The organism is Ruegeria sp. BG3, from assembly GCF_056538485.1.
On record NZ_JBQFTE010000001.1, the window covers coordinates 707668 to 720850 of the forward strand.

Here is a 13183-nt window from a genome sequence, read left to right on the forward strand (position 1 = left end):
GCAAATGCGGGCAAAGCTGGCGGGAGGATACCCTATCGCCGGTAATCCTCGGGCCGAATCTGATAGCGCGCCAGTTTGTCGTAGAACGTCTTGCGTGGCAGCTTCAGCGCCTTCGCTGCGTCCGAGGCCTTTCCGTTGTGCCGCCCCAACGCTGCGATCAGCAACGAACGTTCCACCCGTGCCATCTGCTCGTTCAAGCCCAGATCCGTCGCCTCGGTAACCTCCTCGGGCATCCCTAAAACAAACCGCATGGCCGACGACATCAAAGAGCGCGCATTACCCGGCCAATCGCTGGCCATCAATGCCGCAAGATGCTCAGGTGAAACGTCCGGTTCAGCAATTCCCGCCTGCTCGGCGGCCTGGGCAACATAGTGACGAAACAGCGTCGGGATATCCTCGGGGCGCTCCGCCAGAGACGGAATGCGCACGCGCATCACATCCAATCGGTAGTAGAGATCGGCGTTGAACCGGCCCTCGGCAGAGATCGAAGACAGATCCGAGGTCGTGCCCGCGATGATCCGCGCCCCTGCGCCGCGCTCAATCACGTCCAGCGCTTCATACTGAGTAGCCTGCGGCATCGCCGATATCTCGTCCAAAAACAGGGACCCGCCCTTAGCATCTTCGCGGGCTTGGGTGAATTCCTGAACGCTCAATCCGGCCGCCGCGCGTTTGACGAACGGTCCCTGCCCAATGGGCGACATCAGATGCACAACCTCGGCGACTTTGGAAATCCCGCTGCCCGCCGGACCGGTGACCAGAACCTCGGCGCCAGTCGGAGCGACACTGCGCACCCGCTCGCGCAAGTCCTCGGCCTGAGGCGAAAGGCCGAACAAAAGTCGTGCCGCGGGGTCTCCGCGTTCCAGCTCGGATTTCAACGCCCGCTGCTGGATGATATGCGCGCGGGCGTCAAACGCCCGGTCGAGCACCGCCAGAAGGTCCGCCGCGGCACAGGGTTTCTCCAGAAAGTCGAAGGCCCCCTGCCCCATGGCCTGAACCGCCATCGGAATGTCACCCTCACCCGTCAGCAAAACCACCGGCAACTCCGGGTCGATTTCTTGCGCGTAGCTGAGCAGATGAAACCCATCCCTCCCGGGCATACGGATATCTGACAGGATGACACCTGGAAAACCAGCCCGAATGTGGTCTTTGGCGGCCACAAAAGACCCCGCCGCGATCGGTTGATACTCGGCCAGTTCGAGGGTCTGGGCCAGCGCCTCACGCACCGCAGCGTCGTCATCCACCAACAAAACGACCCGACTCATGCTGCCTGTTCCTTCTCGCAGGGCTCCAGTTCGACCGTGAACTCTGCCCCTTCTTCCGTGTTGATCCCACGGATATTGCCCCCGAAGCTCTGGACCAGACCATAAGAGATCGAAAGCCCAAGTCCCATCCCTTCTGAAGAGCCAACGGCCTTGGTGGAATAAAACGGCTCGAACAGCTTTTCCGTATTCTCGATCCCCGGCCCGATGTCCCGCACAATAACCGATAGCCTTTCACCCGGATGGATCGCGATCTGAATGCGGCGGTCTTCTTGTTGGCTCATTGCATCGGCTGCGTTGTTGATCAGGTTCACAAAAACCTGCACCAACCGAACCTCGCCCCCCCAGGCAAAGACAGGATGTTCGGGCGCGAACCAGTCCAGCGAGACACTTTCGGAACGCAGCCGTGCTTCGGTCAACTCGACCGCAGCGTTCAGAACCTGCACCAGATCCACGCGCCCCATCGGTTCGCTTTCATTGCGGGCAAATGCGCGTAGGTTCTTGATGATCCGCGCCATACGTGCTGCCATCTGAGAAATTCGACCCAGATTTTCCGCGGCTTTCTCGGATTTCCCTCTCTCCATGAAGGCTGAGCCATTGTCGGCAAACTGCTGGATCGCCATCAAAGGCTGGTTCAATTCATGGCTGATCCCGGCGGACATCTGTCCGAGTGCACTTAGCTTACCGGCCTGCACAAGATCCGCCTGAGCGCGCTTCAGGGCGGCTTCGGCCTCCTGCCGCTCTGTGATCTCGCGGCGCAGCGCGGCATTTGCTTTCGTCAGATCTTTGGTGCGTTTTGCCACACGGGTTTCCAGCACCGCGTTTGCCTCTGTCAGCGTGCGCCTCCGCTCGGTTGCCAGAAACAGCAGCGCGCCGAAAGCCAAACAGAGGGCTGCGACTGTCGCGGCTTGCAAGCCCGCCAATCGCCGCGCCGGAGCAACATCCATCAAGACCTCACCGGTCATGCCGATCACTGGCAATTCCTTGACAAGATGCAAAGCCCGTCGCGGCAGATATGGACTCCAATCCAGTGTCCAGAGTTCATACGGCCCCAAACGCCGTGCCTGAAATGAAACCATCCGCCCATCCGGAGGGGTCAAGCCAACCTCCTCACCCACGCGTTGCCACATCAGCAGTTCCAACCGGTTTGAAATGAAGACCAGACCTGAATGGTCGACAAAGAACACCGCTTCGGTGCTGCCGCGCCAAGTTTGCTCAATGTCCTCAACGTCAGCAATCACGATCAAAGCCCCGATCACCGCTCCGCTCTCATCGAAATCGGGTGCGGCATAGGTGAAAATCCGATTGCCGGGCCCCGGCAAGATACCATGTGCGCTTCCCAGCGCGCCTTGCATGGCGCGTGTGAAGGCCGGATTGTTTCGGACCGAGCCTGCGACACCTTTATGCGCAGAGGCCAGAACCGTCCCGGACCGGTCGGCATAAAGAACCTCGACCGCCGCCGTTTTATCCGAGACCTCCAACAGTAGTGCCTGCGCGGTGGAGCGTCCGGATAGTGTATCCAGATCCTCAAGCACGGGGTGGCTGGCCATCAGCACCGCCAGTTCCTGATAAACCTGCAACTGCGTGGTCAACCGATCTGCCGCAAGATCCAAATCTGCCTCGGCCTTTTCGCTGAGTTGAAACACAGCCTGCCGGTAGCCGTAGGACCATACAGTCGAAGACAAAACTCCGACCATCAGTAGAAATCCGGCAATGACCAAAATACGCTGCATGTCCTACGGTCTTGCATTGGCGGCGCCTTATGGCAAGTCCGCACAACTTCCAAAAAGCTTCGTGCCAGACTGCATCCCGCCGCAAAGACGAAATAAATCAGCCTCCGGGCGGGCAAAAGATTCAAGAAAACCGCGCTACCGCACGATGCCTCCGGCGGGGATATTTAGGGCCAGATGAAGCATGGAATCCTTTATTCATCTGGCTAAAAATACCTCGGGGGAGTCGCCCCTTCAGGGGCGGCGGGGGCAGCGCCCCCAATCTATTGCTAGCTCTCCACCAAAGCGTTGAGAGGCAGCATCGTGGTCGACTTGATCTCTTCCATCGACAAAAGTGCGGTCACGTTGTGAACACGCACCTCTGATATCAGCTGTTGGTAGAACTGATCATAGGCGCGGGCATTCTTGACCCTCACTTTCAGGATGTAATCAATGTCCCCTGCCAGCCGATGGGCCTCTTGGACTTCGGGTTGATCACGCAGCGCCTTCAGGAATTTGCGCTGCCATTCGGCCTCATGCTCAGAGGTACGGATTAAGACAAAGAACGTGGCCTCAAAACCAAGAGCTTCGGCATCAAGCAAAACGGTCTGCTGACCGATGATGCCGGCCCCCTTCAACTTGCGGATTCGATTCCACACAGGCGTCTTGGAACTGCCGACCTGCGCCGCTATTTCGTCCAGAGATTGGCTGGCATCGCGCTGCAGTTCAGCCAGAATTTTCCGATCTGTGTCATCTATTCGCACCGACATTCCAATTTTCCTTGCGTTTCGAAACCAGCGTTCCAAAATTTAAACCCATGAGAACGAATGTTCTTATTTGACGCGACATATGGCGCGATACCGGGAATATTTCCTATATATCAGGACAAGTCAAACCAACTGGAACAGAAGATGACGCAGTCGGAGTCACAAAAAAACTTAGGGCACGTCGATTTTGTCGGCGCAGGACCCGGTGATCCGGATTTGCTCACGCTCATGGCGGTCAAAGCCTTTGAGCGGGCAGATGTCGTACTGCATGATCGCCTAATCAGCGCAGAGGTTCTGAAACTGGCTGGTCAGTCCGCAATTCTGGTCGATGTTGGCAAGGCCGGTTTCGGGCCTTCGTGGAAACAGGAAGACATCGACGCACTGCTTGTTTCTTACGCCCTTGAGGGCCAACGTGTTGTGCGCTTGAAATCAGGCGATCCGACCGTCTTCGGGCGTCTGGACGAAGAGATTGAGGCCGTCGCGGCCGCAGGTATCGCGTGGCAGATCGTACCGGGTATCACTGCGGCCTCTGCTGCCGTGGCCGGGATCGGTCAAAGCCTGACCCGGCGCGGTCGCAACTCCTCGGTTCGGTTTCTGACCGGCCACGATATGAAAGGGTTCGCGGATCACGACTGGGCGGCCCTCGCGCGCCTGGGATCAGTTGCGGCGGTCTATATGGGCAAGAAATCAGCACGGTTCATTCAAGGCCGCCTGATCATGCACGGCGCCGACCGACAGACACCTGTGACGCTGATCGAGAACGCCTCGCGCCCCGGCCAACGCATTCTGGAAACCAATCTGGACCGTCTGCCAAAAGATCTGGCTGCTGCCGAGATGGAAGGCCCAGCCCTTATGTTTTATGGCCTGGCTCCGCGCCAAGCGGCTCAGGCCCTGACCGAATTCAAAAAGGAGCATGCCTGATGGCCCGCGCTTTTACCCCCAAAGTCGTCACCGCCAACGATCTGCTCGAAGGCGATGTGATTTATCAGACCGAAGATGACCGCTGGTCGCGTGAACTGTCCGAGGCCGAGCTGATCACCGATGAGGCCCATGCGCAGGTCCGTTTGCTGGACGCCGCGCGTCAGGCGAACAAGATCGTCGGTGCGTATCTGGCTGATGCCGTGGCTGGTGAAAACGGCCCCGAACCCACCCATTTCCGAGAGGAGTTCCGCCGCACCGGACCCTCGAACTATGCCCATGGCAAGCAGGAAACACAGTCGCAGCCCCGGGCCTGACCTCTGGCCCCTTTCTCCCCATTTAGGCCCCAAGGTTTCGGGGCTGCATTTAAGGACAGCTACACATGTATCGCTACTCCGAGTTTGACACAGCATTCCTGGCCGAGCGCAATCGTCAGTTCCGCGCACAGGTCGAACGCCGCATCGACGGCTCGCTGACTGAAGATGAGTTCAAGCCGCTGCGCTTGATGAACGGCCTGTATCTGCAGCTGCACGCCTATATGCTGCGCGTTGCCATTCCCTATGGCACGCTGTCCAGCGCGCAGATGCGCCAACTGGCCCTGCTGGCTGAGAAGTGGGACAAAGGCTATGGCCATTTCACCACCCGTCAGAACATCCAGTACAACTGGCCGAAACTGAAAGACGTGCCGGATATGCTGGACGCGCTCGCCGAAGTTGGCATGCACGCTATCCAGACGTCGGGTAATACCATCCGAAACGTGACCGCCGACCATTTCGCCGGTGCCGCTGCGGATGAGGTCGCCGACCCGCGCCCCTATGCCGAACTCCTGCGCCAGTGGTCGACTGACCACCCGGAATTCCAGTTCATGCCGCGTAAGTTCAAGATCGCCATCACCGGGTCAGAGAACGACCGCGCCGTGATCAAGGCACATGACATCGGCCTGCAACTGGTCGAACGTGACGGCGTTTTGGGCGCCCGCGTGATCGTGGGCGGTGGCCTGGGCCGGACCCCGATGATCGGCAAGGAACTGTCCGAGTTCGTCGCTTTCGACGACCTGTTGGCTTACCTAGAAGCCACCGTTTCCGTTTGGAACCAGATCGGTCGCCGTGACAACAAATACAAGGCACGCATTAAGATCACAGTGCACGAGCATGGCATCGACGCCATCCGCGCCAAGGTCAACGAACGCTTCTTGCAGGTTCGCCCGCAGTTCAAAGGCGCCGACATGGCTCTACTGGAAGAGATCAAGGGCCATTTTGCGGCTCCAGCCTTCCGCGAAGCTTCGGTTGCGTCTTTTGAGTCCGCCTATACCAACGATCCGGTCTTCCGGTCGTGGGTCGACACCAACATCGCGCCGCACAAGAACGCGGACCACGCGATCGTCACGATCTCGATCAAGAAGCACGGGAAAACGCCGGGCGATGCAACCGCCGAGCAGATGCGTGTGATGGCCGATCTGGCCGAAGAGTTCGCCTATGACGAACTGCGCGTCAGCCATGAGCAGAACGTGATCCTGCCGCATGTCCACAAATCGGACCTGCCCGCGATCCACGCCAAGTTGAAAGAGCACGAGCTGGCCACAGCCAATATCGGCCTGATCAGCGACATCATCGCCTGCCCCGGCATGGACTATTGCGCGCTGGCCACAGCCCGCTCGATCCCGGTTGCGGAACAGATCGCGACCCGCTTTGACGAGTTGAAGCTGGAGCATGATATCGGCCACCTGAAGATCAAGATCTCGGGCTGCATCAACGCCTGTGGTCACCACCATGTCGGCCATATCGGCATTCTAGGTCTGGATCGTGCAGGCGTTGAAAACTACCAGATCACTCTGGGCGGCGACGGCACCGAGACCGCGGCCATCGGCGACCGCACAGGCCCGGGCTTTGCCTATGATGAGATCGTTCCGGCCGTCGAGCGCATCGTCGACACCTATCTGAACCAGCGGGAGAGCGCCGAAGAGACCTTCCTGGAAACCTACCGCCGTGTCGGTATGGCGCCCTTCAAGGCTGCACTCTACCCCGAGGCACAGGCCAATGCCGCTTGATTTGATCCAGACGGAACTGGGTAAAGACCGAAGCGAACTGACTGAAAAAGTCACCGCGCTGAACGCCCGGTTCCGCCATCACTCGGCGCATGACGTCATGCACGGAGCGATTGAGGAAATCGACGATCTGGCTCTGGTCTCAAGCTTTGGGGCCGAGTCGGTTGTTCTGTTGCACATGGCTGCCGTTGTCGACCAGATGACGCCGGTCCTGTTTGTTGACACCATGATGTTGTTTGCGGAAACGCTTGAATATCAACAGGAAGTCAGCGAGCGCCTCGGCCTGAAGAACGTTAAAATCATCCGCGCCGAGGATGAGGACATTCAGCGTGAAGACCCCTATGGCGCACTGCGTCTGCGGGATACGGATGCGTGCTGCAACCTGCGCAAGACCTTCCCGCTGCAACAGGCCCTGACCGGCTATCGCGGTTGGATCACCGGTCGCAAGCGGTTTCAGGCGGGCACCCGCGCTGCGCTCGAGTTCTTTGAGGTCGAGGACGGCACAGGCCGGATCAAGGTCAACCCGCTGGCCCATTGGGCGCCCGAGGACGTGCGCGCCTATATGGATGAAAACAACCTGCCTCGCCATCCGCTGGTGGCCAAAGGCTATCCCTCCATCGGTTGTGCGCCCTGCACCTCGCCGGTCAAGGAAGGCGAAGACCCTCGCGCCGGACGTTGGCGCGACCAGAACAAAGAAGAATGCGGCATCCATTTCGTCGACGGCAAAATGGTGCGCGCTGGAGAGAAAACATGAACGTAATTGTATCGGATGAGGGGTTTTCCCCCGATGACTGGACCGACGGCTTTGTAACGCTTGAAGACGCGGCCAATGATGTTGTGGCGCTTGATGTGGCCTCGGACACCGACCCCGATGAGCTGGTCGAGCGCCTTGGCAATGCACAGATGGTGCGGGTGGCCTTCCCGTCCTCGGCGGATGGTCGCGGTTTCACCATTGCCCGCGTGTTGCGCCTGAAAGGCTATACGGGCCGTTTGCGCGCCAAAGGGCACGTTCTGGCCGATCAATACGCCATGGCCCGCCGCAGCGGTTTTGACGAGGTCGAGATCGACGACGCCCTCGCATCGCGCCAGCCCGAAGATCAGTGGTTGGCCCGCGCCAACTGGGAAGAAAACAACTATCAGGCTCGCCTGCGGGGCTGACCCCGCCATCGCCAGCTTGTGACACGAAAGGGGCATTTCGCCCCTTTTCCTGACTTGGATCAAAGATTAAACGGAGATGTCGGTTTAGCAGACCGATAGCGAAACGATGACAGAGATGAAGCCTGTGACTGAAGCAACCGCCGTAAAGGCCCCCGTTCTGCCGGACGCCCAGACCGTGACCGAGGTCAAACACTGGACCGACAGCCTATTCTCGTTCCGGGTGTCGCGCCCTGCGACGCTGCGCTTCCGCTCGGGTGAGTTCGTGATGATCGGCCTGATGGGCGATCCTGATCCGAAAACCGGTCGGCAGAAACCGCTGCTGCGCGCCTATTCAATTGCATCTCCGTCCTGGGACGAAGAGCTGGAGTTCTACTCGATCAAGGTACAGGATGGCCCGCTGACTTCGAAGCTGCAGCACATCCAGCCCGGCGATCAGATCATCCTGCGCCCCAAACCCGTCGGCACGCTGGTTCATGACGCCCTGCTGCCCGGCAAACGCCTGTGGTTCTTCGCCACCGGCACCGGCTTTGCCCCTTTCGCCTCGCTGCTGCGCGAGCCTCAGACCTATGAGGACTATGACGAGGTGATCATCACCCACACCTGCCGCGAAGTGGCCGAGCTGGAATATGGCCGCCAGTTGATCGAAAACATCCGTCAGGACGAAATGCTGGCCGAGCTGATGGGCGAAGGCTTTGCCGACAAGATCCGCTACTACCCAACAACGACTCGGGAAGAGAGCCCGAAGATGGGCCGCATTACCAACCTGCTGAAAGACGGCACCGTGTTTGCCGATCTGGGGATCGAAGGCGTTATCAAGCCGGAAACCGACCGTGCGATGGTCTGCGGTTCGCTGGCATTCAACTTGGACATCAAGGAAATCCTCGAGGAATTCGGCCTGCGCGAAGGTGCAAACTCCGAGCCCAAAGAGTTCGTGATCGAAAAAGCATTTGTCGGCTGATCGACCTGTTTGGCCGGGTTCATCGGGTCCCGGCCAACTGTTTCCTGTGTTCAATCGTGGGAATTTCCAGTCTTTAAGCCTTTATGCTGCTTGAAACACTGCGCGCACCCGTCTAAATTCCCACCTCGAAATTCTGCAATAATCAAAGGAATGAACCCATAGCTCGCAGACCCCACAACGCGCCGCCGCAGAGAGACACTGGCCCGCGCGTCAATGAAAAGATACGTGCCCCCGAAATCCGCCTGATTGGTGCCGAAGGTGAAAATGTCGGGGTGGTTCATCCCGCCAAAGCCATGCAACTTGCCGCCGATGCCGGCCTTGACCTGGTCGAGATCTCGCCCAACGCGAACCCGCCGGTCTGCAAGATCATGGATTTTGGCAAGTTCAAGTACGAACAACAGAAACGCGAAAGCGAAGCCCGTAAAAAACAAAAGATCATCGAGGTGAAAGAGGTCAAATTCCGGCCCAACACCGACACGCATGACTATGAAGTCAAGATGAAGAACGTCTATAAGTTCCTGGAAAAGGGCGACAAGGTCAAAGTCACCCTGCGCTTCCGCGGCCGTGAGATGGCGCACCAAAACTTGGGTCGCGAACTGCTGGAGCGCGTTGCCGAAGACATCAAGGAACTGGGCAAGGTTGAGAATATGCCCAAGATGGAAGGCCGTCAGATGATCATGATGATCGGCCCGCTACCGCAGAAGTAACTCGGCCTATCACCGCAAATTCCCAAGCCCCTTCGATCTCCGAAGGGGCTTTTTTCATCCTGGCTTTCGGCTGCTCATCCAATGGGCTGCATCCCGCACGTCAAATACTAACGAGATGACATCGACAATCAGCAGCAGCCACAGGAACCGAACATAGGCCGGGTTGAGCGTTTCTGCTGCGCTCAGCATCCCCGCAACCACAATCGCCATCGGAACCCAGCACAGGAGATGCGGAAGGGCCATCGCTCCGCTCATCCCGCGCGCGGCAATCATGATCGGCAGGTTCAACGCCATCCCCGTGATCGCAAGACCGGCAATCAAAACCCCCTGCGGCTGGCCCAGAAAGAACAACGGCATCAGGTTGACCGGAGCCAAGATCACGGCGACCCAGATTTGCACCCAAAGGGGTAACCCTCGGAAACTCTGCCAAATATCCTGCACCATAGTCGCGACCTTTTTTCAGTTCGCGCGAAACTTAGCAAAATTGCGCGGGGCGAAAAGGGCTGTCACCGGATTGTCAGATCACGGCGGCGATCGCCCGGCCAAGCTTGGTGACAAGCTCGTCGATCTGCTCCTCTTCGATGATGAAGGGCGGAGCAAGAAGGATGTGATCTCCGGCCTTGCCGTCTCGCGTTCCCGACATCGGATAGCAGATCAACCCCTCGGCCATTGCAGCCTTTTTGATCTTTGCAGCCACACCCAGCGCTGGATCGAACGGAGTTTTGCTTTCGCGATCCGCGACCAGCTCAATCCCACGAAACAGGCCCCGGCCCCGGATATCGCCAACATGGGTGTGCTGCCCAAAGGTCGCTTCTAGCGCTGACTGAAGCTTATCCCCCATAACACCCGCCCGGGCGGGCAGGTCTCGGCTGGTCAATTCACGAACCACCGCCAAGGCCGCTGCAGTCGCCACCGGATGGCCAATATAGGTATGACCATGCTGGAAAAAGCCCGAGCCCTGTTGGATCGCATCATAGATTTTATCCGTGCAGAGCATCGCTCCAATCGGTTGATACCCGGCCCCCAACCCTTTGGCGATGCACAGAATATCCGGTGCCACGCCATCGTGATCGCAAGCAAACAGATGCCCGGTTCGCCCCATTCCACACATCACTTCATCGAGGATCAGCAGAACCCCGTATTGGTCACAAATCTCACGAATGCGCTTGAAATACCCCTCGACCGCCGGAACGGCACCGAGAGTCGCCCCGACTACTGGTTCCGCCATGAACGCCATGACGGTCTCTGGTCCAAGTCGCAGGATCTCCTGCTCCAACTCATTCGCGACGCGTTGACCGTAGTCAAAGCTGCTCTCACCATCGGGCTTTTCCGCGTATTCATAACACGCCGATACATGGGTCATCTCGATCAGCATCGGCGCGAACTGCGCCCGCCGCCACGCATTGCCGCCGGCAGACAAAGCGCCGAGCGTATTGCCGTGATAGCTTTGGCGACGCGCAATCACATGGCGACGTTCAGGCTGACCGACCTCAAGGTAATACTGGCGCGCCAGCTTGATTGCCGCCTCAGTCGCTTCCGAGCCGCCTGATACGAAATACACCCGCTCCAGATCGCCCGGAGCATGCTGGATCAACAGATCGGCCAGCTCTTCCGCCGGTTCCGAGGTCATGAAACCGCTATGGGCAAAGGCGATCTGTTCAACCTGCTGCTGAACAGCCTCAATCACCGCGCGGTTGGAATGTCCCAGACAAGACACGGCCGCATCGCCACAATCCAGATAGCGTTTGCCATCGGCATCAATCAAGTAACACCCGTCGCCGCCTGCGGCGATAGGCAACTCGGCTTTGGTATGGCGCGGAAACACATGGCTCATTCTTGTTCTCCTTTGATCAACGACACGAGTGCTGCAACCGACGCTGCATTGTTCGGCCAGGTTTGACCCGAGGAATCCGTCAGGCTGTTCTCAAACCCGACACGCACATCCCCGCCCTGCCGCGCGGCCTTCAGCAGACACGCGTGTTCCTTTGCTCCAAACGCGCAGAGCATCCACGGATCACCCTCCTGCGGAAACTGATCCAGATCGTCAGGCGCAGATTCCTGCCCCGTCGCATACCGGCCCAAAACAAACAGGCGATCCACCTGCCCGGCCCTCACAACGCCTTCAGCCTGTAGTCGCCCCAACAAAGCCGCGTCTTCAGCATCATAGAGGATATGTTGCACGCGTGTCCCCTGATCATAGCAAAGACCGTAGACCCGATCCGCTATCTCCGAGACTTCTCGTACAGAGATCGAGGCCCAAGTGGGTCGCACCTGCCGCAAGCATTCGAATTGAGCCTCTGCACCATAGACCCCCGCGGCCTCGGTCGTGATCTGCACCTCCAGACCCGGCAACTGCTGGCGCAACTCGCCTAGGGCTTCACTATACAGCCCCGCATCCAAAGAGTGCCGCCCCTCCGAATCCCGGACATGCAGATGCAGCCCGTCCGCTCCGGCTGCGTGGCAGTCATGCGCGGTTTGAAGGGTTTCCTGCAAGCTCACTGGTAGCTGAGGATGATCCGCATGCCCCCGCCGCGCCCCATTGGGAGCAACAAGGACATAGGGTTTTCCTGCTTCGGACGTCATGAAACTCTCCGTTCTGTTTCAGGTCGATCTACGCTCATACAGATCGTTTTCAATTGGCTATTTTCAAAACATATGTTTTCTTCTGTTTTATGACCGACGCCCTAAGCCCTCTGATCTCTGCTCTCCGGCAATCAATCGACCAAATGCCTCCGCAACTACAGGCGGCAGCCAAATATGTGATAGACCATCCGGGCGACTTTGGCCTCGACCCGATCCGCACGACCGCAACGAAGATCGGTGTCAGCTCAAACGTTCTTGTCCGCCTCGCCCAGCGGATGGGCTTTGATAGCTACAACGCCTTGCGCAAACCCTTTCGACATGCCCTGGTCACAGATGGTGAGACCCGCTTGGATCGGGATTGGTTGAACGAGGTGCGAACAGATGCTTCGTTCGACACCGCTCAGGCAGGGTTTGCGCGAAATGAAATGAACGTCGTGGCAAGATCCCTACGTTTGATGGATCCGGAGAAAACAAGCGCCGTGATCCAGCTTATCTTGAACGCTAACCGCTGCTTCATAACAGCAACGCGCGCAAGTTATGCGCTCGCTCATTACTTCCACTATGCAGGCCGCATGGCCCATCCGGGTTTACAACTGATCCCGCGTCACATGGGGTCCGCAACCGACGATCTGCTGGATGCGGGGCCGAATGATTGTCTGCTGGCCATAACCGTTCGACCCTATTCGTCCGAGACGATCCGAACCATGCGCTTCGCCGCGGACCGAGGTTTGAAGATCATCCTTATCTCGGACAGCGACATGATCGCACCCGGTATTCGCCCGGACCTGAGCCTGCAGATCAGCACGCGGTCGAGGCACCACTTTTCTAGCTTCTCCGGAGCGATGGCCGTTCTGGAATGCCTGCTCAGCCACCTATTCGCAGTTGGCGGAGAAAACGCCCTGCGCCGCGTGGAAGCCTATGAGAAAACACGCGAAGACACCGGGGCCTATTGGCAACCTGCAAAGCTACCGAAGGTTAGAAAACCATAACAAAAGCCCCGGGGTTTTGCCCGGGGCTTTAGGTTTTATCACCTATGCGGTTACGAGCAGTTTTGGACGGCGCGTTTTGTCAACACTCCAA

Annotated in this window: 14 protein-coding genes; 8 read left to right on the forward strand and 6 right to left on the reverse strand. The window is 58.4% G+C overall.

Features of this window, described 5'->3' with window-relative positions; all coding sequences use genetic code 11:
• Nucleotides 1-32 precede the first annotated feature (32 nt).
• The 3 genes from ACR0AI_RS03575 to ACR0AI_RS03585 all read right to left on the reverse strand — a co-directional run bounded on the left by ACR0AI_RS03575 (nucleotide 33) and on the right by ACR0AI_RS03585 (nucleotide 3738).
• The gene (locus ACR0AI_RS03575) at nucleotides 33-1262 is read right to left on the reverse strand and encodes a sigma-54-dependent transcriptional regulator (protein ID WP_480670634.1); all 1230 of its coding nucleotides are present in this window, start codon (nucleotides 1260-1262) and stop codon (nucleotides 33-35) included.
• Nucleotides 1259-2992, reverse strand: a complete 1734-nt coding sequence (locus ACR0AI_RS03580) for a sensor histidine kinase (RefSeq protein ID WP_480670632.1) — start codon at nucleotides 2990-2992, stop codon at nucleotides 1259-1261. The genes ACR0AI_RS03575 and ACR0AI_RS03580 overlap by 4 nt, the downstream gene beginning before the upstream one ends.
• Before the next feature lie 266 nt (nucleotides 2993-3258).
• Nucleotides 3259-3738 (reverse strand): Lrp/AsnC family transcriptional regulator, encoded by a 480-nt coding sequence (locus tag ACR0AI_RS03585; protein WP_170373577.1) that lies wholly within the window; start codon nucleotides 3736-3738, stop codon nucleotides 3259-3261.
• 141 nt (nucleotides 3739-3879) lie between these two features.
• Between ACR0AI_RS03585 and cobA the strand changes: the two genes are divergently transcribed.
• The 7 genes from cobA (at nucleotide 3880) to infC (ending at nucleotide 9520) form a co-directional block, all read left to right on the forward strand.
• On the forward strand, nucleotides 3880-4656 hold the full coding sequence (cobA, locus tag ACR0AI_RS03590; RefSeq protein WP_480670630.1) for a uroporphyrinogen-III C-methyltransferase: 777 nt from the start codon (nucleotides 3880-3882) through the stop codon (nucleotides 4654-4656).
• Nucleotides 4656-4970: a DUF2849 domain-containing protein gene (locus ACR0AI_RS03595; RefSeq protein WP_170373575.1), complete on the forward strand. Its 315-nt coding sequence runs from the start codon at nucleotides 4656-4658 to the stop codon at nucleotides 4968-4970. The genes cobA and ACR0AI_RS03595 overlap by 1 nt, the downstream gene beginning before the upstream one ends.
• A 65-nt stretch (nucleotides 4971-5035) precedes the next feature.
• A complete protein-coding gene (locus ACR0AI_RS03600) occupies nucleotides 5036-6700 on the forward strand; it encodes a nitrite/sulfite reductase (RefSeq protein WP_480670627.1) in 1665 nt (554 codons plus the stop codon).
• Nucleotides 6690-7451 carry a phosphoadenylyl-sulfate reductase gene (locus ACR0AI_RS03605; protein WP_480670625.1) on the forward strand — a complete coding sequence of 254 codons (762 nt, stop codon included), beginning with the start codon at nucleotides 6690-6692 and terminating at the stop codon, nucleotides 7449-7451. The genes ACR0AI_RS03600 and ACR0AI_RS03605 overlap by 11 nt, the downstream gene beginning before the upstream one ends.
• A complete protein-coding gene (locus tag ACR0AI_RS03610) occupies nucleotides 7448-7855 on the forward strand; it encodes a DUF934 domain-containing protein (RefSeq protein WP_480670623.1) in 408 nt (135 codons plus the stop codon). The genes ACR0AI_RS03605 and ACR0AI_RS03610 overlap by 4 nt, the downstream gene beginning before the upstream one ends.
• A 106-nt stretch (nucleotides 7856-7961) precedes the next feature.
• A complete protein-coding gene (locus ACR0AI_RS03615) occupies nucleotides 7962-8813 on the forward strand; it encodes a ferredoxin--NADP reductase (protein ID WP_480670621.1) in 852 nt (283 codons plus the stop codon).
• 245 nt (nucleotides 8814-9058) lie between these two features.
• Nucleotides 9059-9520 (forward strand): translation initiation factor IF-3, encoded by a 462-nt coding sequence (infC, locus tag ACR0AI_RS03620; protein ID WP_475216281.1) that lies wholly within the window; start codon nucleotides 9059-9061, stop codon nucleotides 9518-9520.
• A 54-nt stretch (nucleotides 9521-9574) separates the two neighbouring features.
• Here the strand turns inward: infC and ACR0AI_RS03625 are convergent, their stop codons facing one another.
• The 3 genes from ACR0AI_RS03625 to ACR0AI_RS03635 form a co-directional block, all read right to left on the reverse strand.
• Nucleotides 9575-9964 (reverse strand): hypothetical protein, encoded by a 390-nt coding sequence (locus ACR0AI_RS03625; protein ID WP_480701249.1) that lies wholly within the window; start codon nucleotides 9962-9964, stop codon nucleotides 9575-9577.
• A 73-nt stretch (nucleotides 9965-10037) separates the two neighbouring features.
• Nucleotides 10038-11354: an aspartate aminotransferase family protein gene (locus tag ACR0AI_RS03630; protein ID WP_480670617.1), complete on the reverse strand. Its 1317-nt coding sequence runs from the start codon at nucleotides 11352-11354 to the stop codon at nucleotides 10038-10040.
• Nucleotides 11351-12103 carry a beta-keto acid cleavage family enzyme gene (locus tag ACR0AI_RS03635; RefSeq protein WP_480670615.1) on the reverse strand — a complete coding sequence of 251 codons (753 nt, stop codon included), beginning with the start codon at nucleotides 12101-12103 and terminating at the stop codon, nucleotides 11351-11353. The genes ACR0AI_RS03630 and ACR0AI_RS03635 overlap by 4 nt, the downstream gene beginning before the upstream one ends.
• An 89-nt stretch (nucleotides 12104-12192) precedes the next feature.
• Here ACR0AI_RS03635 and ACR0AI_RS03640 point away from each other — a divergent pair, with 89 nt between their 5' ends.
• Complete coding sequence (locus ACR0AI_RS03640; protein WP_480670613.1) at nucleotides 12193-13092, forward strand: MurR/RpiR family transcriptional regulator; 900 nt, start codon at nucleotides 12193-12195, stop codon at nucleotides 13090-13092.
• Nucleotides 13093-13183: the final 91 nt, after the last annotated feature.